The following is a 25,983-nucleotide window of genomic DNA, read 5'->3' as shown; positions in this document are numbered from 1 at the left end:
CTGGGATTCTTTGATAAAATGAAAAAAGATCCAATATCATAATATATTGGACCTTTTTCGTCTACATGGTTAGTTAAAGTATTAAGCCATTCGCTGTAGCCAAGTTTTCATATCCACTTCCTTGTGGATAATTGCTTTAACATCTGTGATGGCTACACGTTGCTGTTCCATGGTGTCCCTGTGTCGTATGGTCACTGTTTTATCTTCCAAAGTCTGATGGTCAACGGTTATGCAAAAAGGCGTACCATTGGCATCCTGCCTTCTGTAACGACGGCCTACGGCATCTTTTTCGTCGTATACCACATTAAAGTCCCATTTGAGGTCGTCTATGATTTCCTGGGCCAATTCGGGCAAACAGTCCTTTTTTACCAATGGCAATACAGCGGCCTTCATTGGCGCCAAAACAGCTGGTAGTTTAAGTACGGTTCTGGTGGTGTTGTTATCCAATTCCTCCTCTACCAAGGAATTTGAAAAAATAGCCAAAAACATACGATCCAATCCTATGGAAGTTTCAACCACGTAAGGCACATAACTTTCATTGAGTTCAGGATCAAAATATTGTAATTTTTTACCTGAGTATTTTTCGTGGCTACTAAGGTCAAAATCGGTTCTGGAGTGAATCCCTTCCAATTCTTTAAATCCAAATGGAAATTTAAATTCTATATCGGCGGCGGCATCTGCGTAATGAGCCAATTTTTCATGATCGTGAAATCTGTAGTTCTCTGCCCCTAGACCTAAGGACAAATGCCAGGCCATCCTTTTTTCCTTCCAAGTCTCATACCATTCCTTTTGAGATCCGGGACGAATAAAAAATTGCATTTCCATTTGTTCAAACTCCCTTTGACGGAAGATAAACTGTCTTGCAACGATCTCGTTCCTAAACGCCTTCCCCACCTGGGCAATCCCGAAAGGAATCTTCATTCTTCCGCTTTTTTGGACATTAAGAAAGTTTACAAAAATACCTTGTGCAGTTTCGGGCCTTAGATAAAGGTCCATGGCGCTATCGGCAGAGGCACCCAATTTGGTGCCGAACATTAAATTAAATTGCTTAACATCGGTCCAATTCCTTGATCCGGACAGCGGACAGGCAATTTCCAATTCTTCGATCAGGTTTTTTACATCTACCAAATCCTCGTTCTCCAAGGATTTGCCCAAACGCTTCAGAATAGTATTGATCTGTTCTTGGTAACCTACGACTCTTGGATTGGTTTCCAAAAATTGCTTTTTATCAAACGCTTCGCCAAATCGCTTTTCGGCCTTGGCTACTTCCTTATTTATTTTAGACTCAATTTTAGCAGTATAATCCTCCACCAAAACATCGGCCCTATATCTTTTCTTGGAATCTTTGTTATCTATCAATGGATCGTTAAAGGCATCTACGTGTCCGGATGCCTTCCATACCGTTGGGTGCATGAATATTGCGGAATCGAGCCCCACAATATTATCGTTCATCTGAACCATGGCCTTCCACCAGTATTCACGGATATTCTTTTTTAACTCGGCACCATTTTGGGCATAGTCATATACGGCACTTAGTCCGTCATAAATTTCGCTGGATTGGAAAACGTATCCGTACTCCTTTGCATGCGAGATTACTTTTTTAAAATCGTCTTCTTGTTTCACCATTTGGCAAAAATATAATATTAGTAGAAAATGAAGAGATTTATTTCAATTGAAATTCCGAAGTCGCCAATAATTTTTCATTCTCGAAAACATTAAGGGTATAAGTTCCTTCGTCCAAAGATCCTTCCGGTACTGAAATAGCATCGCAAACGCTAAACTCCTGTCCCATAAAAATCAGTTCTACACGCTTGCTATAAATATTACCATTTACGGAAATGGTATTGGCGTTATCCTCTATCACACCCATATTGGGGCCCAAGAACTGAAAGTAAATTACCCTCTCCTCATTTTTGGAATTGGGATTCCCCATAACCGTAACACAACCCCTTAGTTTGGATATAATATTGGCTTTATTGGTCTTTATATGTTTCCCGGATCGAAACCTAAAACCACTACCTTCAGAGTTTTCCAGTTTAAGATAGCTCTTGGTCTTAAGTTCCTGACTAAGTTCTTTGTTTTTTCTCCTAAGCAAGGCTTCGGCCTCTGCCAACGAGCTGCTCTTTCCTCTAAGTTCCTCGATCATCTTCTTGGTTTCCTCATATTTGTCCCCAAGGAGCATGTTGTTATATTTTAGGAAATTGTTTTTAAGCTTAAGGCTGTCATTTTTGGCCTCTAGCTTTCTAAGTTCGGTTTTGTATTCCTTTAATTTTTCAACGGTAAAGTTTAAACGTCCCACGGAATCCAATAATTGCTGTACCCTATACTTGGAATCCTGCAACTCTATCTCGTTCACCTCATTAAGAGCAGAAAGTCGATCCACATCAGATTTCATCAAAGTAAGGTCCTTTACCAACAACTCTTTCTCTTGCTCCAAAAAACTTATACGACTTTTGGATTGGGCATAACTATAGTAGAAGGCAATAAGAATACCTAGTATAATAGCTGCCAAAGCGGCAAGTATTATCTTATAATTAAATTTATTATCTTCAATATCCATCTAAAAGCATGCGTATTAAGTAGGTTAATAGTAATTTAGATTTGTGTGTATTCCAAGATTTCAAATATACTAAACGATATCAACACAATCCTTGTGCCAATACTATGTTTTGGATGTAATGCACCATTATATAGAGGAGAAGAACATGTCTGTACCGTTTGTCGAAATCAATTACCACTCACCGAATATACATTTAACGCGGAAAACCCTGTTGACCGTATTTTTTATGGAAGAATTAACATAATTAAGGCCAGTTCTTTTCTATTTTTCACCGAAAAAGGAATAGTCAAGAGTCTGATACACTATCTAAAATATAAAAACCAAGAGCAAATAGGTTTATTTTTAGGGAATTGGTATGGCCACATATTGAAGGAAAATAATTTTCTGAACAACATTGACTACGTAGTTCCCGTTCCCCTGCACCGAAAAAAGTTAAGAAAAAGAGGTTATAACCAAGTTGCTCTCTTCGCCAAAACAATTGCGGATCACATAGGCGCACAATACCTAGAGGACATACTCATTAAAACTGCCAATACCAGGACCCAAACCAAAAAATCGAGAATACTTAGGTGGCAAAACAAACAGGCCTTATACGTATTAACGGACCAGGAAATATTAAGAAATAAAAAAGTACTATTATTGGACGATGTAATAACTACAGGGGCTACCATAGAGGCCTGTGCCACAGCATTATCCAACACGAAGGGAGTTAATATATTTGTTGCCTCCATGGCCGTAGTACCATAATTTTAGAATTCTACAAATTAGTTGTTTCTTTGTTGAACATTTTCAAGACTACTATGATCCAACGCATTTTAGGGTTTTTATTTCTGTTATTAACCGTATCGGCACTAGTACATTGTGCCCGTAGAGGTGCGCCTACCGGAGGTGATAAGGATACTACTCCCCCGAAGTTGATCAAGGCAGAGCCCGAGAACATGTCCATAAACTTTAAGGCCAACAAAATCCGATTATATTTTGACGAATATGTTAAACTTAAGGATATTGATAAGCAACTAATTGTATCCCCACCTTTGAAAAATACCCCTGTGATCACACCTCAGGGATCGGCCAATAAATATGTTGAGATTATCCTAAAGGATACCCTAAAAGAGAATACTACCTATACTTTCAACTTTGGCCAAAGTATTATTGATAATAACGAGGGCAATCCTTCTAGTTACTTAACTTATGTATTTTCAACAGGAGATTATATAGATTCCCTAAAAGTCTCCGGGGTGGTCAAGGATGCATTTAACAAGAACGCGGACACTTTTATCAGTATTATGCTTTATGAAATAGACAGCGCATACACCGATTCTACCATATATAGACAACCCCCAAATTATATCACCAACACCCTGGATAGTACTCCCATTTTTCATTTAAAAAATCTAAAAAAGGGAAAATATACCATGTTCGGGGTAAAAGATGAAGCTAAAAACAACGTCTTTAATCAAAAAGTAGATAAAATTGCCTTTATAAAAGACACGGTAAACCTCCCAACGGATTCCGTGTATTTGTTGACCATGTTTAAGGAAGTGTCAGACTATAGTGTTTCCGTTCCCAATTTTGCTGCGAAAAACAAAATTATTTTTGGATATCAGGGCAATGGAGATGACATCGTTATTAATGCATTAAGTACTATTCCCGACACGGTTAAAACCAAAATTACCAAGGAGCGGGAAAAGGATACCTTAAACTTTTGGTTTACCCCATTCGCAGCAGATTCCTTGGTTTTTACAGTTGCCAATGAGAAAGAAAGGCTAATAGACACCTTTACCGTTAAAACTAAAAAAGTAGGTATGGACACCCTTATAGTGCAGCCAAACCAAAGAGGATCGCTAGAGTTTGGAACACCTTTTTATATTGGGGCCAATACTCCCATTTCCCTTATAGACAGTTCAAAGATCAGTTTGGCACGGAAGGATTCAACCCTGGTAAAATTCATGACGGAGTTGGATACTGTAAGCAATAAAATTGATTTTGATTTTGAAGTGGAGCCCAACGAAAATTACGCCCTGGAACTGCTCCCAGGGGCGATAGTAGATTTTTTTGAAACCGAAAATGATACCATATCCCTTAAACTGTCTACCAAAAGTTATGCAGATTTTGGGAACTTGAGCCTTACGCTGGACGGAACGGTTACCTACCCCTTGGTGGTACAGTTAACAGACGAAAAAGGGGTTACCGCAAAAGAATTGTTCGCCACCAAGCCTCAGACCTTTGAATTCACCAATATTAAGCCGGCCAAATATCTCATTCGGGTCATTTTTGATAATAATGGTAACCAGAAATGGGATACCGGAAATTATCTTCAAAAAATTCAGCCAGAAAGAGTAGTCTATTACCCAAATGTATTGGAAGTAAGGGCAAATTGGGAATTGGAGCAAACCTTTACCCTTTCAAACTAAAATGGTCGCGATCGTCCAGAAACTTCAATTTATCCCTAGCTTCGGAAATGTGTTTCTTGTTCAAGGTGGCATAAAGAATGGTTTCCTCCCTAGAAAAAACCAAGGAATTGCCCAGAGCATCATTTATGGTTGAATGACCCGGATAATTATGGCCGTTGATATCCTTTCCTGTCCGATTAACCCCGATTACGTAAGCCATATTTTCAATGGAACGCGCTTTTAATAAAGCGTCCCAAGCACTAATTCTTGGTTGCGGCCAATTGGCAACATAAATAAGCACATCATAGTTCTCCGTATTCCTGGCCCAAACTGGAAAGCGAAGGTCGTAACAAATAAGTGGACAAATCCTAAATCCCTTAAAATCAATCATTATTCTTTCCTTCCCTCGGTTATAGACCTTATCCTCACCGGCCAGGGTGAACGTGTGTCGCTTATCGTAAAAGGTCGATTTTCCGTTTGGCTCCACAAACCAAAGTCGGTTATAATAATGACCATCCGAAAAATAGACCATACTACCGGTTAAGGCCATGTCTTTTCCCTTCGCTTCCTTTTGCATCCATTTAACCGTTTTGTCCCCTTCTTCCATAGCTATATTACCAGGTGTCATGGTAAAGGCAGTGGTAAACATTTCTGGAAGTATTACCAAATCGACATCAGAACTTATGGAATCCAATTTGTTTGAAAATATTTCCCGGTTCTTTTCTGGGTTTTCCCAAACAAGGGAGGATTGAATAATTGCCACTTTGAGTTCTTTTTCCATATGCTATTGCTCTAATCAAAATATACTGGATGATCTTCCTTGGCCAGTTTGTAAAGTTGTTCTATTTGTGATTCCAGGATCCTATCACTCGAAATCATGGGCAGACTGTCGACATCAAAAAAAGCAGCTCCTTCCATATCGAAACCATGTTGTATATTTCCATTTTCAATTCTACAAAGAAACACTAGTTTATAAACATAAAAGGGCTGTGGGGGATGGGGATGACACTTCTTGTCATATATGGCCAATAGCCTTTCTACGGCAGTCGTCAATCCTGTTTCCTCTTCAATTTCCCTGACCACCATTTCTGTAGGAGTAAAGCCAATATCGGCCCAACCACCTGGTATGGCCCAATTACCATCTGCACTTTCCCTAGCCATTAAAATTTGGTTTTTTTTATTCAGAACAAATCCCCTTACATCCACCTTGGGAGTTGGATACTCTTTTACCGGCATTAGAAATTCTTGCCATGATTGCAGTGGAACATCGCTTATTAGGCTTAATAATTCTAAACTTATTTCCCTTAATTCATTGTAGCGTTCTCTATTGAAGTCGTCCTCGGAATAGACCAACCCGGTATCGGCCAGTGCCTTTACCCTTTTAATTAGAACCAATTGTTCCCTTAAATCCATAGATCCAATTTAGGCCGTCTCCAACAAAGCAATTAAAGATGGAGCTCCTTGCATTTTGGCATGATCTAAAGCAGTATTGCCCCGAACATCTTTAATGGTAGTATCCGCACCCTTGGCCAACAACATTCTGGCTATCTCTTCCCTGTTAAAGGTAGCAGCATAGATAAGACAGGTAGCTCCCATGGTATTACGTTCGTTTATACCGGCTCCCTTGTCTATAAGCTTTTTGGCCACATCGGTAAAGCCTTTAAAGCAGACACCCATCAAAGCCGTATTACCCGAGGCATCCTTGGCATCTATTTTAGCGCCGCTTTCCAATAAAAGATCAGTTATCTCCTCTTCGTCGTAATAGGTAGAAAGTATAAGGGGAGTGGATCCCCTTTGGTCCTTACTGTCCAAGAGCAAGGGATTCTTCTTTAACATGGCCCTTACCTCATCAAAGTTACCGTTTCTAATCTCGTTAAAAAAGAATTCGTTCATAGTTCATTACCATTAGTTAAATGTATAAAAAAAACAGCCATCCCTATACATCGAGAGAATTGTTTTTGGATAAAACATCCCTTTTCAAAGTCCATTCACGCTGCAGAAAGTACTTAAGTATAATTGCATAGGTATTTATATCACACTCCAAGGACTTTTCCAAAATTGTTATGGCTAGCACTTTTATCATTATTTGCAATACAAGCATTATTCCCTAGATACTTTTAAAAGTATCCTAATCCCAGAGATCATGGACTTTGAAAATAATGGAAAAGAATTGTCTTATCTTTGTTAGAGGTAGTTGCCTCCTTGGTTGTAGTGGCAATTATTGAAATAACACAATCCTTTAATGGCACAGTAACACTTTAACCTCAATTTAAGGTCTTTCATCGTTTGTAACGGGCTTATCCTTAGACATTGTTAATCGTTTTTCTTATTTTTAGGTATTGTGGGGATATGTGAGGTGTATTCTTGGGGCTGTAAAGTTGGTTTTGGATCTAAGAAGAAATTGAATTTATCAATAATCAAATGATAATTACTCTTAAACGACAGTAGTTTAAATTTGTCGGTTCATATTTATTTAACTTTGCACCTCCGCCAATAATTGCTTTGCACTCTTATAAAATCCCATTGCATAATTGATGATGACATTGACAATAGTATAAATCTTGGAAACACTAATACCCACCATAACAATAGAAGAAGCTCCAATTTCACTTTCGGTCTTGGATTGTGATCTACATTTTATAAGTTGCTCTTCCAATTGGTCCCAAGAATTTGGGATTTCCAATGAAGATATCGTTGGGAAATCTTTTTTTGACGTAGTTCCACACGGTCCAATAGAATTGAGAAAAGTCCTTGAAAATGGTTGTGAAATTGCAGGCACACTAGTCAATGATCATAAGCATATATTGGATGATGGAAGCAGCATATGGTACCAATGGACCATTAAACCTTGGAAACAGCAAGATGAAAGCAATGGTGGGTTAATAATTACCTGTAACAATATAACAAGAACAAAACGGGTTCAAGAGCTTTTGATAGCCGCCGAAAATGTGGCCAAAATGGGAGGTTGGGATTTGGACATGATAACCAACACCATACATTGGTCGCAAATTACGAAGGAGATACATGAAGTCCCCTCGGATTATGTCCCCACTATGGAGACCGCAGTAAATTTCTATAAGGAGGGTGAACATAGGAAAAATATTACCAGTTTAATCCAAAAAGCCATAACTCATGGGCAAGCTTGGGATACAGAATTGCAGATTTTAACCGCAAAGGGCAATGAACTATGGGTACGTGCCAAAGGCATGCCCGAATTTGTCAATGGCAAGTGTGTTCGACTTTATGGAATTTTTCAGGATATAGACGAGAAAAAAAAGGCAGAGATCAAGAATGCCAAAATCAAGGAAAGATTGGACATGGCCACTGCCATTACCCACATTGGCATATGGGAGTTGGATTTCACACGCAACACTTTGGAATGGAACAACGAGATGTATGCCATATATGGTATAAAGCAAGAAGATTTTAAAGGGGTTTATGATGCGTGGAAAGCCCGCTTGCACCCCGATGACCAAGTAAGATTCCAGCAAGAAGTGGAAATGGCCCTGGCCGGAATAAAAGATTTTAAAACCGAATTTAGAGCCGTCCAGCCCAATGGTGACATTAGACACCTTAAGGCCAATGGCGGAGTATTTATGAATGAGCAGGGGCAAATTGTGAAAATGATCGGGACCAATTGGGATGTAACGGAGCAGCTAAAAACCCAGTTAAAATTGGATCAAAGCGAAGAATCCTTCAAAGGTTCATTTGAATCCTCGGCCGTAGGAATGGCTTTGGTTGCAACTAACGGTGCTTGGATAGACGTAAATGACAGCCTGTGCATTAGTTTGGGATATACCCGAAAAGAACTATTAAAACTTACCTTTCAGGATATTACACATCCAGAGGATTTGGACAAGGACTTGGACCATTTACAAATCTTATTGGATGGCAATGGCGATAGTTACCAAATGGAGAAAAGATATTTTCACAAAGAAGGTCACATCGTGTACGTGGTATTAACGGTTACTGCGGTTAAGGATATAGAAGGCAATCTTTCCCATTTTATCTCCCAGGTAATGGATATATCAAGCAGAATAGAAGCTAGAAAAAAATCCGAAGAATTGTTGGCGATAACCAAAAATCAAAACAATAGTCTATTAAACTTTGCCCACATAGTTTCCCACAACCTTCGTTCCCATTCATCCAATCTCACCATGCTATCCAATTATTTGATACAAGAGGAAGAGGAAAACGAAAGGAAAGTCATTGAAAAAATGATTAAGGATGCCTCGGAAAGTCTTAATGAGACCGTTTCACACTTAAATGAAGTTGTACAAATAAATACTAGTGCCAAAGAGCAATTAAAAAAAGTAAATTTAAGCAACACTATAAAGACGGTAGAAAAAAATATAACTGCCTTACTCAATGAAAAAAATGTTGAGTGTGATATCGCCATAGATCCCACCTTTAACGTAAAAGCCGTACCAGCCTATCTTGATAGTATTTTTTTGAATCTTTTTACAAATAGTATAAAATACAGTAGTCCAGAAAGGCGACCAAAAATTACCATTTCTTCCAAGAAAAAAGGGAAGAGCATTGTTTTGGATTTTAAGGATAACGGATTGGGGATTAATCTTGAAAGGCATGGGGAAAAACTTTTTGGAATGTATAAAACCTTTCATGAGCACAACGATGCCAAGGGTATTGGCTTGTTCATTACCAAAAACCAAATTGAAGCCATGGACGGAAAAATTGAAGTTGAAAGCACTGTTGACAAAGGAACCACATTTAGGGTTACACTTGCTTCGGAATGAAAAAATAAATGGACAAATAAAACTATAGGAAGATGGGGAAGTTTAAAAATGGTTGTATTATAGATGATGATCCTATATCTGTATTTGGGATCCAGAAATCTATGAGGGATATCGACTTTTGTGACAATGTTGTAGTATATACCAACGGACAGCAGGCTTTGGAAGGTTTGACAAAAACTGTAGAAGAGGGTAGAAAATTACCTTCCATAATTCTTTTGGACATTAATATGCCTGTTATGGATGGCTGGGAGTTTTTGGAAGATTTTGTCAAAATTCCAAATTCCAATACAGATGAGGTCACGATTTTCATAATCAGTTCCTCCATAGACCCCCGAGATTTTATAAAGGCGAAAAGCTTTAGTGTGGTCAATAATTACATTCTTAAACCCATTTTTAAAAAGGATTTGGTTAAACTTTTATCCGATATGGCGTAATTATGAATTAGCGTATTCCGGGATTAAAATCTTCTGGGGCATTTTGTGGTTGATTTAAGGTACCCCCTTGTCCAGAGTCATTATATATTATCCATTCATTAAAAGCATACTTGGGATTAGCTTCGGTGACATTTATGCTCCGTAGGGCCCTGCCATCCTCAAATTCGTGGTTGGTGCCGGACCCATCCTCTCCCACAACTCCAAAACTATCTATTACAGTCCCAAAAGGATCCACCAATTCCAAATTATCATCTCCGTTGGAATCTGCCGGACTATTGGTGGAAACACTTTGGCTGGGAGGGAAGCCGTAAACCAATTCGAATTCTGAAGCATTTGGCGAAATAACAAAGGTACTATTGCCCTCAATCACAAATCCTGACAAATCAATGATGGAACTAACTTCAGTATTATCATTGGTGTATCTTCTCAACGTCCATCCCTTTAAACTAAGCCATTGGGAATCTGAATTATAAAGCTCTACGAACCTTGCCCCAGCATTGTTATCCGGATCTGCCAATTCGGAAATGAAAATTTTTGATGAGGTAAATTCATCTACCAAATCCTCACAACGTATAGCAGTAAAAACAATATCCGAGGGGTCCCTAATCACCAATTGATAGTCCTTGTTGTCCTTTATTAAAACCCCAGTTATGGTTCCGTTTCCTTCCGGCATAAGGCTAGCTTGAAAATCTGAATACCCACTGTTCAGTAGTTCAAGTTCCAAATCTTCACAATTGGTCAGGGTCCTTATGGTTTCTTCCTCCTTTACAGCAAAGGTTTGTCTTAATTCATCCACCGAAATTTCCATATTGCTAAACTGAACAAGGGTGCTTATCATGGAATCGTCCAACTGATTAATCCCCACATTTTTAGGCTGAAGCGAACCAGTCGAATCGCACGAACTGAATAAATGCTCTCCAACCACGGCAGCAGGTAAACGGCCAACGGAAAGGTTTCCAAAAGCACTAAAAACGCTGCCTAATTTAATTGCCCCTTTACTCATACCCAGATATAGCCCCTTAGTTTTTACAAGAATTTTTGATCCCATTTCATAAAACAAATGCGAGTCCCTTAGGTCAATTTCCATTTGCAGGCCTTGCGTAGGGTTCGTTAGATTGTCCTGAATGTGCAGGGTCCCAAAAAAATTTCCTGCCAGATCGGAGGATATAACATAGCCCTCTATGATCCAATCTTCCTGAATCTGCAACAACTCGTCAACGTAAAGTCCTTTTAATTCCCCTATTGTCATATTGGCCGAAAGATCCGAGCTACAATTGGTTTTGGGAGCCTCAAAATTTTTGTCCTTAACACAGGACATTACAAGGTATATCCCTAAGAGGGCAACAACGCATTTCTTCTTTTTGATCCTAAAATTCATTGTTCCATTATTTATCCCCGGTTCCATAACAAAGAGACTATTTAAAAGCTAAAAGCAAAATTTATAAAATACGTCCGCCCATAGCCATACCAATACTTGGGAGCAAAAGATGGGTTACCACTTAAATTATCCTGTTGCAACTGTCCAAAATTGCCATTTCTACTCTGTTCATAGCCACCAGTTCTAAAAACGGCATCAAAAACATTATTAATACTCGCAAATACACTGATATACTTTCCCTTTTTCAACCATGATTTACCCCCTACCATATTCAACAAATAAAAATTGTCCAATCTATTCTGGGACAATAGGCTATTTACATTTTCATCAGTGGCATCTGGAAACTCCAATCCGGTATCGGGATCCAAATAAAAACTATGCGTTCTGGTTATGGTAGAAATACCGGCATAATTATTCCCCAAATAATTGGCAGTGGCACCGATCCACCAATACTTGGGATCCCTATATTCCATCCCTAGGGCAAAAGCCTTTTGTGGACCTTGAGCCAGTTTGTAATCTTTTACTTTGGCTATCCCCAGATCTATATTGCCTTCAGGATTAATGATATCTTCCTCAGCGCCGGCCGTATCAAAATTTATACTGACAAAAGGATCACTGGCATAAAGAAATTTACCCACGGCGGCCACTAGGGATAATTTCACGGCCGATGAAAGCTGATACTCCAATCCTAGTTCCGTTCCCAAATGAAGTTTGTCCAAATCCGTAAGGACTTCCTGCACAAAATCGCTGCCCACCCCTGCATCCACAAAGAAAAAATTGATATCGGTAATATTCTGAAAGCGTGTGTAATAGCCAGATACACGTCCCGTTAAATTTGGTAGTCTTATATAATAGTTAATATCTGTAGTTGTAATTTTTTCACTTTGGATATTATTTACTAACTGATTATTCTCCCTTGGGTTTATAAATACATTCTGATAAACCGGGGGTTTGGTTAAATATGCACCATTCAATACCACCCAATGCCTACCGCTAAATTTATAGGTAAAACCTCCTTTAGCACCGTAATTGGAAAATTCAACCCTTTCACCCTTCCCGAAGGAAGTATTCAAAAATCGCTCGTTCCTAAATTTACCATCCCTTTGGTAGTTCGTGGAAGTATAATTAGCCCCCAAGAACGCATCCCATTTAGGATATGTCAAACTCCATTGGACAAAGGCATTACCGACTCCAGCTCTGATATTATAAAAATAGTTGAATAGATTGGCCGTTGTTTTATTGAGATTTCCATCCAAATCGTTATTAGTGTTGGAAAATGGGTCTATATCCTCATGATAATCAGCGCCCAACAAATCGTCTATTTTTGCGTAATTATCCGAATCCAAACTGGTATAAAGGCCACCAAAATCAATTTTGAAGTGGTCGCTTACAACGTAATTGCCAATGGATACCACATTAAACTGCTGATCCTCAGATATATCTTCATAAGCAATATAAGCTGCTTTGCCCTGCATAGACAAACTGGAATTTGCTTGGTATAGGTTGTTCCAGTTTAACTGGGGGTTTTTCAAAAATCCCTCTTTAGCCATATTAGCCCCTATAAAATTGGCGCCAATTGGACTATTGATATAAAAACTTGGCAAATACCTATAGTAGGTCGGGTCTGGATTGGGCGCATTATAATATCCCAACCTAGCTTTCGAATTTGTTCCAAATTGATGGGAAACTCCGGTGTTCAGAGTAAAGCTTTTGGAATTGTAATAGTGATTCAGCATAAAAATAGGCTCTGCAATTTTTCTTCCCCTTGAGTTCCTAATTTTGCCATTTTGATTGCCCCAATAAGGGTTATATCTATTCCCGGCCAATTGAAAAACTTCTTCGGTTATGGCGGAAGACCTTCCTCTGCGGTTAGAAGCCCAAATACTTGTTAGAGCAATACTATTTTTGTCATCCAATTGATATTCAAAAGCACCAAAAAAAGAATAAGCATCGTATAAAGTTCCATCAATATAACCCTCCTTTGCCCATCTCCTCGAGGCAGAAACACTATAATTGATACCCTTCTGTGGCACCCCCGAGGAGTAGGTGGCCATTAGTCGCCCAGCATAAGTTCTATTGGAGGCCGAGGTAGATAAGCGCAGACCTTTCCTAAAAGTGGAAGGTCTTGTATTAATGTTGGTGGTTCCCAAAATGCCTCCGAAAGAATAATCCGATGCCTGTAACCCATGGGTGAATTCCTGATTTCTTGTTACATCGTTAAGGCCGCCCCAGTTATTCCATTGAGGACGCCCGTCCATCAATTTATTCATTGGAATTCCGTTTACAAGAATTACACCATTTTCCGATCCATAGCCCCGTGTGCGAAAAAATGCCTGGCCAAAATCGAAAGCCGCCCTATTTAGAAAAATATCCTTGGTAGCCTGCAACATCCCAGAGGTCATTGAAACACTCTCATCTTCTAACAGGTCTGAATCCGTTAATGTAATTAAGTTGTCCGTCTTCTCCTGGGCGATATCCCGATCCAAAAAAATAATTCCCAAATCCAACTGCTTATCCTCTACGGAAATGGGCATTCTTTTGCGTAGGTAATCTTGGGCAGTAATCGATAGTATATAATCGCCGGACCGTCTTAGTGAAATTAAAAATTTTCCATCGGCAGGATCAGGTTCTACGACTGCAGACCCTATAATTTCAATTTCAGCAAATGCTATGGTTTCTTGGGTAACCATATCTTTTAAAACACCCGATATATGATAGTTTTCCTGTGCATATCCCCAGATGCACTGCAGTAGTAAAAAGGATATTGCCAAACCATTTTTCATTGATCAAGATGAAATATTTTAACAATTTGGTTATAAGATATTAATAATTAACAGTTTATTCTTAATTTATTCCAAGAAAAGTTAGTATTTCGACTTACACTATTAAAGTATTTATGTAATCCATGGGTATAGCTTACAAATTATTAGTATTCTATTTTATAATTAGCGGTGCCAAAGCACAGGAGACTAAGACGTATAAAATAAGAACCGTGGCCTTTTACAATTTGGAAAACCTATTTGATACCGTTAATGACTCCCTTACTTTGGACGACGATAGAACCCCGACCGGAAAGGACAAATGGACCCTTGAGCGTTATGGCCGAAAAATAAATAACATGTCCAAAGTGTTGTCCGAAATTGGCAGCCCCGATGCCCAAACCTCACCTGACATTATTGGACTTTGCGAATTGGAAAATAGACAGGTAATTGAAGACCTTATTAACCATCCCAATCTAAGGGAGAAAGACTACGGAATAATTCATTTTGACTCCCCAGATGAGCGGGGTATAGACGTAGCCCTTATATATAAAAAGACTGTTTTTCTGCCTACTTCATTTGCCAGTATGAGACTATTGCTCACTAATGAGGAAGATTTCCGTGATTATACAAGGGACCAATTGGTGGTAGGCGGACTTTTAGACGGAGAGGAAGTGCATTTCATTGTTAACCATTGGCCTTCCAGAAGTGGAGGGGAAGCCAGAAGCAAACCTAATAGAATAAAGGCGGCCCGATTAAACAAGAGGATCATAGATTCCATTTCAAAGTTGAGCCCGGAAGCAAAAATAATTAGCATGGGCGATCTCAATGACGACCCAATAGATGACAGCTTAAAAAAAATATTGAAAACGAAAGGAAAGATGGCAGATTTGGAACCAAGCGACCTATATAATCCTATGGAAATGCTCCACAAAAAAGGTGTAGGGTCCTTAGCCTATAGGGACCAATGGAATCTATTTGATCAAATATATTTTACTGCCAACATTATTCACAAAACCCCGGACCAATACCACTTCTGGAAGGCCGGAGTATATAATCCGTCTTACCTAATTGATAAAAAGGGCCAATACAAAGGATATCCCTTACGTACCTATGCAGGTGGAAACTATATTGGAGGTTACAGCGACCATTTTCCCGTATATATCCACCTAATTAAGGCTGTAAACTAGACAATTATTGCGGAAGAACAATATTGATATTTCTCCACTTTACCTTAATACCGCCACCGTCATGTATCTGAAGGGCAATGGAGCCTTTACCTTCACCAATTTTATCATCGGTAATAGACACCATTTCGGTCCCATTTAGCCAAGAAGTTAATTTATTACCGGAGAGCCTTATTTTCATAGTATTCCACTCCCCTTCCTTAAGCACCTTATCCTTTTCAGGATCGGGCTTAATTAGCCATCCTCTGCCATAGGATTCGTAAACACCTCCAGTATCATGGCCCGGGGGTGCAACCTCTACCTGCCAGCCACTAACCTTGGTGCCATCTACTGTAGATCTAACAAATACACCACTGTTACCATTGGCTTCCTGTTTAAACTCCAAGGTAAGTTCAAAATCATCGTAATATTTATCGGTGGCCAGATAGCCATATTGCTTATCAGGACCACTTTCAGACACTAGTAGGCCGTCTTCCACGTACCATTTTTCAGTACCGTAGACTGTCCAACCACTCAGGTCTTTTCCGTTAAACAAAGATAATTCCTGAGATACCGCAGGCAAGGCCAAAAGGGCCAGAAAAACAACTAATAGATTTTTCATTTTGTACACAAATAAGGTTTATGATTGATTATTGTTTTTAATTCGCACAGTTGGATACAGTTGTAAATAGTTCAGCCTGTAGCAAAAGATGCTTAACCATTCCCACTAGAATTACTTAATTAAGCCATTGTGCCCAAGGAATTCTACTAAGGATAAGAATCAATCCCAAACCATAGAAAATAGTGATGGTCTTGAACTTTCTTTTTCCTTCCATTACTTTCTTGTGTTTGGACCAGCCAACAGTAATAAACACTATCGCAATTATATTGATAAAGGGATGTTCTACCGCCAATAAGCGGGATGCGGAGTTCAAGCCGCCCATGCCCAAGGTTTTAATGGCATTCAACCCATTGGAAGAAACAAAAAAGAGTACCAGCCCCACCAAGAGTTGCAGATGTGATAAAATGAGCGCAAACAGGCTAATTCTAAAATCCTTTTTCAGAGTGAAATCCTTATTTCCTGTCCACCCCAAAATACCATTGGCAACGGCTAAAAATAAAACAGCCAATACCACATAGGCAAAATAAGAATGTAAGGCGAGAATCCATTGATGTGCTAATCCGTAATCTTCCATAGTTTTTATTTTAATTTATAAATGTAAGGATTTTTAGGAATAAAAAAACCCCGCTAAATAGCGGGGTCATCATTTTTTACTTTTATTGGTACTTAGAAGTTGTAACGCAAACTAACATTCCAGGTCCTACCGTAACCAAACCTAACCCGGTTATCAGTATTTACGCCATTCCAAACGTCATCTCCTGGTTCAACATGTGTGTTATCACTAGAGCTTTCCAAATATACCTCATCAAAGACATTGTTAATGTTTAAACGGAACTGAATGGATTTGTTGTTCTCCTTTCCGACCAACATGCGGTAAGAAAGACCAGCATCCATGGTGTCATAAGATGGCAATTTAATAGCACCTCTGTTGTTGGCAGTTGAAAATTCGGAATCCCCAAAAAGGGTAGACCCGTATAAATTGTCATAAAGATTCCAGTTGGCATCCAATTTAAGTCTTGGCAATATTTCGTAGTCTCCACTAATACCGGCAGTAAACTGCGCAGCCTGACCTATTTTTACACCATCTATATAACTTGGGTCTCCCGTAGAAAGTATATTTCCGTTTTCATCAGAGGTGGTGGTAGTAACATTACCGTCATACTCCCAATTACCAATAGATACAAATCCCTGAAAATTCAACCCGTCCGTAGGGCGTGCAAACACTTCCAATTCCACCCCGGAGTGTACCTGCTTTAAAGGACTCGTCTGAGTGAACTCGTCCACGATATTGTCATTATTGGTATCATCAGAACTATATTGTATCCTATTATCCCAAATAGTGTAATACACGTTCAGGTTGGCAGATAAAATATCTCCCATAAATTTATATCCACCTTCCAATCCTGTAATCTTCTGATTTTCGGTTGCCAAAGGATTCAAATCATTTGAATTTCTATCGTCTATATACAAATCACTGTGATAGGGCTGACGCGAGTAGTAACCTGCATTGGCAAATATTGCGTTTTGCTCGGATAGGTTATAGGCCACACCTGCCTTAACGTTAAATCCTGGGTTGTTTACTTTTTCCGATTCTTCGGATTGCCCTTCATTGGCTGCATTCAAAAATTCCTCCCTGATATGGGATTGGGTAGAGGCAGACCCTTGAAAGAAGGTAGAAAAAGCACCCTTGGAATACTCCAATTGTCCAAAGACCCCTGCGTAGTTTATCCTTTCCTCATAATCATAACCAAATCTTTGGGAGTGGTCATCATTAGGGTTAAAAGTTATATTCCAAGGATTAATACCGCCATACGCATTGGTAAGTTCGTAGGCACCTCCGTTGTAATTACTGGAAGCTGAAACAGAATTAACCCCAATGAACTCCCTTACATCCCTAAAGTGGATTCCGTTATACAAACGGACATCGGCACCAAAATTGAAATTTAGGTTTTCATTAATTTGCTTATTAAAGTTGGTTACCAAACCTCCCCAGTTATGGTTGTTGTTGGAACCTCTGGCATAGAGCGCCTCCCCTGTATTTCTATCTGTAATTAATTGAGCAAAACTTCCCCTTCCTATTGAACCGTACAATACGGTAGACAAAGAGGCCGTATCGTTAAAGGTTAAGTCCCAGCTTAGGTTGGCTACCGGTTTGTGGTAAATATTTCTACCTCCAGGGTAGGCGCCACCATTTAAGGTGTTAGGACTGTTAACATTTGGAGTATTCCAAGAATTGTATTTTCTTCCATTATCCAAAAAAGTCCTAAGATCGTCAGACCCTGCGGCAGCATGCCATTGTGGAGCACCTGTTATCAAAAAGTTGAAGATGTTATTTTCATTGGGAACATAACCAAAGGACAAGAAATAGGTTTGACCTTGACCTCCGGTATTATTAACATAACCATCTCCTTGCCAATGTCCCAACATCGCAGCAACGGACAAGCCATTTTCCATTATCCCGGTCGAGTAATATCCGGTGGTCTTAATATAATTATCATTGCCAAGCATAGATTGAAAAAAACCTCCTTCACGCTTGTCCAAGGTTTTGGTCACAATGTTTACCGTACCTCCTACAGATGAAATGGCCAATTTAGAGGATCCCAATCCCCTCTGCACCTGTACCGCATTGGCAATATCCAATACTCCAGACCAGTTGGACCAGTACATTTTTCCATCTTCCATCCCGTTGATAGGCTGTCCGTTTAACAGGAATGCCGTGTTGGTCTGATCAAACCCCCTTAAGAACATTTGACCATCTCCAAATCCACCTCCCTTAACGTTCTGAACTGAAGGAGTGGACTTTAATAATTCTGGTAAATCCCAGTTTCCTGTTTTCTCCCTAATTTCCCTGGCCTTAATTGTAGAAACTGCTATGGGCGTTTGTCTATCTTCGGCCAAATCTATAATTCCAGAGCCCACAATAACCACCCCTTCCAATTCCTGTGCGTCCGGATTTAGGGATATGGTACCGATGTTACCGAATGTTGTAAAATTTACTTTCTTGCTAATAAATCCGATATAGGAAATTACCAAAGTTCCTGAACTTTGGGATACTTCAATAGAAAAGTTACCATCAAAATCTGCTGCAACCCCATTTGTGGTTCCCTGAACCAAAATATTTGCTCCCGGTAAGGGATCGCCAAAATCACCATCTACTACAGAACCAGTAATGGTTCCTTGGGAAAACCCTATTGCCGTTAACAAAAATGCGGCAACAGCAAAGTACATTTTTTTCATATTTCTAAGAGTTAATTAGTTTTAATAATGGCTGCAAAAGTGAGTATTTTTTTTACAACAATACATTACTATAATGTTAAATTAGTAGGTGCAAATTTAACATTAAAAACCTTAATAACTCCTGAAATACAGCAAGTTAATACTGTTTATTAGGAATTGGCAAAATTGCCAATTATTTCTTAAATAAATTTAAAAGATTTAACGTAGAAGCATCATGATTCGCAATTGTGGACCCTTGAATATCATTCAATATGGCAGTAGCCAATTGCTTGCCCAATTCCACACCCCATTGATCATAACTATATATATTCCAAACTATCCCTTGAACAAATATTTTATGTTCGTACATGGCTATAAGAGACCCTAGGCTCTTAGGTGTTAGTTTATCCAATAAAAAGGTATTGGTAGGTTTGTTACCCTCAAAAACCTTAAATGGCAATATTTCCGCTATTTCGTTTTCAGACACTTTTTTGGCCTGTAATTCCGTTCTAACCTCCTCAGCGGTCTTTCCGTTCATCAATGCCTCGGTTTGGGCAAAGAAATTGGCCATTAATTTATTATGGTGGTCTTTGTCGCCATGTAGGGATTCCTTAAAACCGATAAAATCTGTAGGAATTAATTTGGTACCTTGATGGATCAATTGAAAAAAGGCATGTTGGGAATTTGTTCCGGGCTCTCCCCATATAATGGTTCCCGTTTCATAGTTTACCTTATTTCCGTTTCGGTCCATGCTTTTTCCATTACTTTCCATGATTCCCTGTTGTAGATATGCAGAAAACCTACTTAAATATTGGGTATAGGGAATAATGGCTTCTGTCTCGGCCCCGTGAAAATTATTGTACCAAATACTTATCAAAGCCAAAATTACAGGTATATTCTCCGAAAAACTGGCCGTCTTAAAATGCTGATCCATTTCATTGGCCCCTGTCAACATACTATCAAAATTCTCGTAACCTACTGCCAATGCAATAGAAAGTCCAACGGCACTCCACAGTGAAAACCTACCGCCGACCCAATCCCACATAGGGAATACGTTTTCGGGCGCAATTCCAAATTCCGATATTTTCTCCGTATTGGTAGATACCGCAACGAAATGTTTGGCCACATCTTTTTGGGCAGCAGTCTTTAAGAACCATTTCTTTATGGTAGTGGCATTGCTCAAGGTTTCCTGTGTAGTAAAAGTCTTGGAAACCACTACGAACAGTGTTGTTTCGGGATCTAAACCTTTCAGGGTTTCGTAGACATGATCGCCATCTACATTGCTCACAAAATGCATTTTTAAATGGTTGCCGTAAAATTTCAAAGCTTCCACAACCATGGCAGGACCAAGATCGGATCCCCCGATACCTATATTGACCACATCGGTAAATGTCTTACCGGTATAACCTTTTTTAGATCCTGATATTACCGAATCCGTAAAAGATTTTAATTTTTGTTTTACCTCATAAATTTCGGGTACAATGTTTTCACCCTCAACTTTAATTATATCGGACTCTTTTGCCCTTAAGGCTGTGTGAAGTACTGCCCTGCCTTCGGTTATATTTATTATTTCTCCTTCAAATTGCTTTTGAATAGCGTCCTTTAATCCAACCTCATCCGCCAATTGTACAAGAAGCTGTAATGTTTCTTGGGTAATCCTATTCTTTGAAAAATCTACCAGAAAGTCGTTCCAATGTATACTGTGTTTTTTTGCCCGATCGGAGTCCTGGGCAAACAACTCCTTTATAGTTTTATGGGTATTCCCTTTATAATGTTGTGAAAGTTTTTTCCAAGCTTCTGTTTTGGTCGGGTCAGTACTTTGTAAGGCCATTTTATTCATTGAGTGTTAGCAAATCTTCTTCTGGTAATTCTATATATTCAATACAGTCCAATTGACTTTTCTTAGGGCCTACAAAATCCAAATAATCCGTTTTAAGGCTATCCGCTATGGGTTCGGCAGCCGGTAATTTTTCCCTTAACGGATCTACTTGTCTCCCATTTTTCCAAAAACGATAACATACGTGCGGGCCTCCTGTATTACCTGTCATTCCTATCCATCCTATAACATCGCCCTGCTTCACAAAATCACCTTTCTTCACTTTTTGATTTTTCATATGGAGATACTGGGTACTGTAAGTGCCGTTATGTTGAATTTTGACGTATTTGCCATTGCCTCCTCTTCTTGTAGATTCCGTAACGGTACCATTGGCGGTAGCTAGGATAGGGGTGCCAATTGGCGCGGCATAATCGGTACCCTTATGAGGCCTTACCTTATAACCGTAATAAGCTATTCTTCTATTTAAATTGTACCTAGATGAAATTCTACTAAACTGCACCGGTGACCTTAAAAAGGTCCGTCTAAGATTTTTGGCTTGATCATCATAATAATCATTAATATTCTTTGTGGAGTCCGCCACATAGTTAAAGGCGTAAAAAGGTTCTCCATTGTGCTCAAAATAGGCAGCCTCAATACCACTGGCACCCGCATAAATAGTATCGTTGATATACTTTTCCTTGTAGATTACCTTGAACCTATCCCCCTTCTGAAGTCTAAAGAAATCGATAGTCCATGCGTAGATTTCGGATAAACTATTGGTAATATTATAATCTATACCTTGCTTTAATATTGCTTCGGACAAAGAAGATTCAATAATACCGGAAGCTTCGCGCTCCACATATTTTACCTTTTGCTTTTTCTTGTAGGCCAAGACGCTGTCCCTAAAATCTACCACTGTATAGTTGATAGGGTCATTTTGATATATAAAAACCTGGGCATTATTAATAGTGTCCTTAGATTTTAGAATTAGGTAAGGTTTACCTACCACTATTTTTCGGACGTCAAAGGTATCCCTAAAGTGTTCCGAAACTCTGGCAATTTTGGGGTATTCCACGCTATTCCTTAACATCAGCTCGCCAAAGCTGTCCCCATTTTTAACGGTATCTCGCAAGACTTCAAAGTCGTCCAGATTAAATCCAAACTCTTTTACCACTACAGGTTTTTCTATAGTTACCACTTCCGCTATTTCCTCCTTAACAGGTTTATCGTCCTTACAGGAAATTATAAATACCAAACTAAAAACTAGGCCCCAATATTTTTGCATTGTTCTTCTAAACTTTTTCTGGGTTAAAGATATGGTCTACCCACTGTTTCCCCCAATTATTTAACTCTTGTTTTGTATACAATTCCGGAAAAAATACAACTTTTTGAAAACTTGGAGGCAGATATTCCTTCCAATTTGTTCCACCAGTAGCATCAATTTGTGCATTGTCTTTGGTCAAATAACGATATGCCGACCCCATGTGCATCAATGGCCAATTTATGTTGGCATTAACGTCTAAAGCCTTTAACGCTTCAACCAAGGTTTTATTATCCTTACTTTTCTGTGGTAATTGTTGGTATTTATGATATATGGTGCTGTTGTTCACTTGATTGGCTATTCGTATCAATCTCGGCGTATAACGGTACTCAAATTGCTTTAAGGTAAGTGTTTTCTCGCCTGTAACCAGATCGGTAGCCCCTTTTTTCCAATATATGTGTTCGTATAATTCCTCAATAGTGTTTTTTGAGGAGAAATTATGTCTTTCAGAAAATTGCACCAAATTCTCCAAGGGGGTGGCGTAAAGCTCTATCATTCTGTATTGTGCGGACTGAAATCCACTGGCCGGCAGCAAGGCCATTCTATATTGCATAAACTGCTCCCGTTGCATCCCCTTGATCATAACACTAAATGAAGAGATCAAGACCTGGTAATAACTATTGATGCGATTTGCCTTTTCAATAAAAAATTCTACATCTTGGGTCTTATCATCCACAATTTGCTTTTGCTCGTGAAGGATAAGCTTAAAATACAATTCGGTAATCTGATGGTACATTATAAATATTTCCTCGTCCGGAAAATGTGTCCTGGGCACTTGGATACTGAGCAAGGTATCTAGATGGATATAATCCCAATAAGTGAGATATCGCTGATATAAAAGACCATCCAAATAAGAGCTTAAGTCTTGTCCAGAATCCTTGTATTTTTCTTCTAGTTTGGAAATCTGGGAATCGATATGCTCTTTATTCATTTTAATCCATTATTATTTTAAATTGATGCTTGAGTCCGTTGTATCCGTCCAAATCAGCTTTTATGGACCCAACACTCAAGTCGGCCTGTATCCTTATGGGAATTCTATTATTGTCATTGGATACCCAAAGTGACAAACTTTCCTGCTCCTTGAATACTCGTCCGGATTGCACATAAGGTCTAAATTTCAGACATTCTACCTTACCGTATTTTGTTCTTAAAACCTCCATCCCAAGGTATTTAAGCTTAAACCGAAAAACCCCATCATCGTCATACAGGAGATTTAATTCAATGGATTCCCCTTCAACCAGATCTTCTACCTTGTAGTTATTACGGAGGTAATAAAAGGCCGAAACCAAATCCTGAATACCCTCTTGAATGGTAAAATTAAACTTTTTATCCTTTTTTTTATCGTTTAATACCGCAATATCCTTTTTGTGATCAAAATTTACCTCGATATCCTTGGTATATCCGCCTTCATCTATTTTTCTGATAAATTTATAGGGTTTGCCATCCTTTTTATCAAAATAACTTTCGTAGGTGTCGTCCACCTTAAAAAATATACTTGCGAAACCCGTTGTTTTACCATTACCAACTACATGATAGACCGGAACTCCATCCAAATTATGGGAATTTACCTGTAGTGTAGCGTAACTAGCATTTAGAAATCCGTAATGAATCCTAAACTTTAACCACTCCCCTATATCAAAAGCAGACGCATTTCCGGTGTTTTCAGGCATATGAACCCCACCTTCATTTTCCAGTTCTTGAACCTGGGAATTGATAGTAAATCCAAAAATTAAAACCAGTACAACGCAAATTTTTTTCATCTGTTCAATTATATATAATTACAGTAGGTAAATGTACTTTACGCCCATCACCCGTATAGGCCAAATTGATGTTGAGGATTATGCCGATCAATCACAATAGTCTAAATAACACCTCTTTACTCCTGTAAAATTAATAAAAACGATTTTACTTTTCTTTTATTTGATAATACTTAAACAAAATTTGTTCCAGAATTTGGCCCACAAAAAAAGCCCAGTCGCAAAACTGGGCTTTTCCTAAATAACCAACCAAACTTTAAATTATGAAAAACCAATACTTAAAGTTGTAAGGGAACCACCCCTTACGAGTACAAATTTAATACAAGATTACCTTTAAAAATAAGATTTAACTTACTTTAACGATTCTATTAACACTATTTAATAATTGGGTGCCTAAAATTGGCAATAAGTTAAGAAAAGGGGTCATATTATAATGTTCCCCGAGACTCTTGTTCCCGCTCTATCGCTTCGAACAATGCCTTAAAATTCCCCTTCCCAAAAGATTTCGCACCCTTCCTCTGAATAATTTCAATGAACATGGTAGGCCTATCCAAAATAGGCTTGGTAAAAATCTGCAACAAGTAGCCCTCATCATCTCGATCTATAAGTATCCCAAGTTCGCTTAAAGGCGCTAAATCTTCGTCTATTGTACCCACTCTATCCAAAACATCTTCATAATAACTGGAAGGAACGGTCAAGAACTCAACCCCTCTATTTTTGAGAGCGGTTACTGTCTCAATAATATTGTCGGTGGCCAGTGCCACATGCTGCACCCCAGCGCCATTATAAAACTCAATATATTCCTCAATTTGCGATTTCTTTCTGCCGTCCGCCGGCTCATTTATAGGAAATTTAATACGCCCGTTCCCATTGCTCATCACCTTGCTCATTAATGCCGTATACTCCGTTGAAATATCCTTATCATCAAAGGATACCAATTGGGCAAATCCCATTACTTTAGCGTAGAACTGACACCATTTGTTCATTTCGTTCCACCCCACATTGCCTACTATATGGTCTATATACTTCAACCCAACATCCGAAGGTTTATAAAACGGATCCCAAGGCCTAAATCCCGGCATAAATGCCCCCTTATAATTCTTGCGTTCCACAAAAACATGCACCGTTTCCCCATAAGTATGGATACCGGATGTAACCACCTCCCCGTCTTTATCCCTTTTGGCCCTGGGCTCAAAATAACTCTCTGCTCCACGTTTCATGGTTTCCACGTAACTTTCCCTGGCATCATCTACCCACAATGCAATGACCTTAACGCCATCACCATGGGCATCAATATGCCTATTGATATCTCCTCCCGATTTTAACGGTGAAGTTAATACCAATCTAATCTTGTCCTGTTGTACCACATAGGAAACCCTATCTTTTGATCCGGTTTCCAGTCCTGAATACGCTACGGGTTGAAAACCCCATGCCGACATATAGTAATGTGCCGCCTGTTTTGCGTTGCCCACGTAAAGTTCTACATAATCCGTACCCAGAAGTGGCAGAAAATCCTGAGCTTCCAAATTTTCCTTTGTTAATTTTAAAGATGTTTTATCGGTTGATGCCATAGTAATAGATTTTTGAATTGATTTAATACATATGTAGCCAAATTCTTACTCGCGTATCAAAGCCGCCCATATCCCATAAGTCTATGTCTGGACAACTTGCAAACTGTGATAAATTACCACATAGCCCTAAGATGGGCAGTAACATCAATCCTAAATTGTAGCATGATCAAAATCCTGTCTAACAAATATCGCAATAAATGTTGGCTTAAAGTGTTAATAGCTGTCATTTTGAT

The 25,983-nt window shown here is 39.0% G+C and carries 20 protein-coding genes; 5 read left to right on the top strand and 15 right to left on the bottom strand.

Annotated elements, in window-relative coordinates; all coding sequences use genetic code 11:
- Positions 1 to 81: 81 nt before the first annotated feature.
- Together MWU84_RS01965 and MWU84_RS01960 are read right to left on the bottom strand one after the other, a co-directional pair.
- Positions 82 to 1,626: a glycine--tRNA ligase gene (locus MWU84_RS01965; protein ID WP_246897616.1), complete on the bottom strand. Its 1,545-nt coding sequence runs from the start codon at positions 1,624 to 1,626 to the stop codon at positions 82 to 84.
- Positions 1,627 to 1,663: 37 nt separating this feature from the next.
- Positions 1,664 to 2,560, bottom strand: coding sequence for a hypothetical protein (locus MWU84_RS01960; protein ID WP_246897614.1), 897 nt, complete (start codon positions 2,558 to 2,560; stop codon positions 1,664 to 1,666).
- Positions 2,561 to 2,653: 93 nt separating this feature from the next.
- Here MWU84_RS01960 and MWU84_RS01955 point away from each other — a divergent pair, with 93 nt between their 5' ends.
- The gene (locus tag MWU84_RS01955) at positions 2,654 to 3,307 is read left to right on the top strand and encodes a phosphoribosyltransferase family protein (protein WP_246897612.1); all 654 of its coding nucleotides are present in this window, start codon (positions 2,654 to 2,656) and stop codon (positions 3,305 to 3,307) included.
- A gap of 29 nt (positions 3,308 to 3,336) precedes the next feature.
- Entirely contained in the window at positions 3,337 to 4,974 is a 1,638-nt protein-coding gene (locus tag MWU84_RS01950) for an Ig-like domain-containing protein (RefSeq protein ID WP_348647826.1), read from the top strand.
- Here MWU84_RS01950 and MWU84_RS01945 read toward each other — a convergent pair.
- Genes MWU84_RS01945 through MWU84_RS01935 form a run of 3 tightly spaced genes read right to left on the bottom strand, consistent with a single transcriptional unit; the run spans position 4,958 to position 6,846 of the window.
- Positions 4,958 to 5,734, bottom strand: a complete 777-nt coding sequence (locus MWU84_RS01945) for an amidohydrolase (RefSeq protein WP_246897610.1) — start codon at positions 5,732 to 5,734, stop codon at positions 4,958 to 4,960. The genes MWU84_RS01950 and MWU84_RS01945 overlap by 17 nt on opposite strands.
- Positions 5,735 to 5,745: 11 nt before the next feature.
- On the bottom strand, positions 5,746 to 6,366 hold the full coding sequence (locus MWU84_RS01940; RefSeq protein ID WP_246897608.1) for an NUDIX hydrolase: 621 nt from the start codon (positions 6,364 to 6,366) through the stop codon (positions 5,746 to 5,748).
- Between the two features lie 9 nt (positions 6,367 to 6,375).
- A complete protein-coding gene (locus MWU84_RS01935; protein WP_246897607.1) occupies positions 6,376 to 6,846 on the bottom strand; it encodes an ankyrin repeat domain-containing protein in 471 nt (156 codons plus the stop codon).
- Between the two features lie 668 nt (positions 6,847 to 7,514).
- On the opposite strand from MWU84_RS01935, the gene MWU84_RS01930 reads away from it, so the two are divergent.
- A complete protein-coding gene (locus MWU84_RS01930) occupies positions 7,515 to 9,710 on the top strand; it encodes a PAS domain-containing sensor histidine kinase (protein WP_246897605.1) in 2,196 nt (731 codons plus the stop codon).
- Positions 9,711 to 9,742: 32 nt separating this feature from the next.
- Positions 9,743 to 10,144 carry a response regulator gene (locus MWU84_RS01925; RefSeq protein WP_246897603.1) on the top strand — a complete coding sequence of 134 codons (402 nt, stop codon included), beginning with the start codon at positions 9,743 to 9,745 and terminating at the stop codon, positions 10,142 to 10,144.
- A 7-nt stretch (positions 10,145 to 10,151) separates the two neighbouring features.
- Here MWU84_RS01925 and MWU84_RS01920 read toward each other — a convergent pair whose 3' ends face one another.
- Together MWU84_RS01920 and MWU84_RS01915 are read right to left on the bottom strand one after the other, a co-directional pair.
- The gene (locus MWU84_RS01920) at positions 10,152 to 11,522 is read right to left on the bottom strand and encodes a DUF5689 domain-containing protein (protein ID WP_246897601.1); all 1,371 of its coding nucleotides are present in this window, start codon (positions 11,520 to 11,522) and stop codon (positions 10,152 to 10,154) included.
- Between the two features lie 41 nt (positions 11,523 to 11,563).
- Complete coding sequence (locus tag MWU84_RS01915; protein ID WP_246897600.1) at positions 11,564 to 14,305, bottom strand: TonB-dependent receptor; 2,742 nt, start codon at positions 14,303 to 14,305, stop codon at positions 11,564 to 11,566.
- Positions 14,306 to 14,427: 122 nt separating this feature from the next.
- Between MWU84_RS01915 and MWU84_RS01910 the strand changes: the two genes are divergently transcribed.
- Positions 14,428 to 15,471 (top strand): endonuclease/exonuclease/phosphatase family protein, encoded by a 1,044-nt coding sequence (locus MWU84_RS01910; protein WP_246897597.1) that lies wholly within the window; start codon positions 14,428 to 14,430, stop codon positions 15,469 to 15,471.
- 4 nt (positions 15,472 to 15,475) lie between these two features.
- Here the strand turns inward: MWU84_RS01910 and MWU84_RS01905 are convergent, their stop codons facing one another.
- The 8 genes from MWU84_RS01905 to hppD form a co-directional block, all read right to left on the bottom strand.
- A complete protein-coding gene (locus tag MWU84_RS01905; RefSeq protein WP_246897595.1) occupies positions 15,476 to 16,069 on the bottom strand; it encodes a DUF1080 domain-containing protein in 594 nt (197 codons plus the stop codon).
- A 115-nt stretch (positions 16,070 to 16,184) separates the two neighbouring features.
- The gene (locus MWU84_RS01900; RefSeq protein WP_246897593.1) at positions 16,185 to 16,643 is read right to left on the bottom strand and encodes a hypothetical protein; all 459 of its coding nucleotides are present in this window, start codon (positions 16,641 to 16,643) and stop codon (positions 16,185 to 16,187) included.
- A 92-nt stretch (positions 16,644 to 16,735) separates the two neighbouring features.
- Positions 16,736 to 19,306, bottom strand: a complete 2,571-nt coding sequence (locus MWU84_RS01895; protein WP_246897591.1) for a TonB-dependent receptor — start codon at positions 19,304 to 19,306, stop codon at positions 16,736 to 16,738.
- A 172-nt stretch (positions 19,307 to 19,478) separates the two neighbouring features.
- Positions 19,479 to 21,116: a glucose-6-phosphate isomerase gene (gene pgi / locus MWU84_RS01890; RefSeq protein ID WP_246897589.1), complete on the bottom strand. Its 1,638-nt coding sequence runs from the start codon at positions 21,114 to 21,116 to the stop codon at positions 19,479 to 19,481.
- Between the two features lies 1 nt (position 21,117).
- The gene (locus MWU84_RS01885) at positions 21,118 to 22,386 is read right to left on the bottom strand and encodes a peptidoglycan DD-metalloendopeptidase family protein (protein WP_246897587.1); all 1,269 of its coding nucleotides are present in this window, start codon (positions 22,384 to 22,386) and stop codon (positions 21,118 to 21,120) included.
- Between the two features lie 7 nt (positions 22,387 to 22,393).
- On the bottom strand, positions 22,394 to 23,353 hold the full coding sequence (locus tag MWU84_RS01880) for a tryptophan 2,3-dioxygenase family protein (RefSeq protein WP_246897584.1): 960 nt from the start codon (positions 23,351 to 23,353) through the stop codon (positions 22,394 to 22,396).
- Between the two features lies 1 nt (position 23,354).
- Complete coding sequence (locus tag MWU84_RS01875; RefSeq protein ID WP_246897582.1) at positions 23,355 to 24,182, bottom strand: DUF3108 domain-containing protein; 828 nt, start codon at positions 24,180 to 24,182, stop codon at positions 23,355 to 23,357.
- A gap of 425 nt (positions 24,183 to 24,607) precedes the next feature.
- Complete coding sequence (gene hppD / locus MWU84_RS01870) at positions 24,608 to 25,750, bottom strand: 4-hydroxyphenylpyruvate dioxygenase (protein ID WP_246897579.1); 1,143 nt, start codon at positions 25,748 to 25,750, stop codon at positions 24,608 to 24,610.
- Positions 25,751 to 25,983 lie beyond the last annotated feature (233 nt).

Source organism: Arenibacter sp. F20364 (assembly GCF_023015905.1).
Taxonomy (GTDB): domain Bacteria; phylum Bacteroidota; class Bacteroidia; order Flavobacteriales; family Flavobacteriaceae; genus Arenibacter.
Note: the sequence above shows the minus strand (reverse complement) of the source record. Positions and strands in the feature narration are given on the sequence as shown.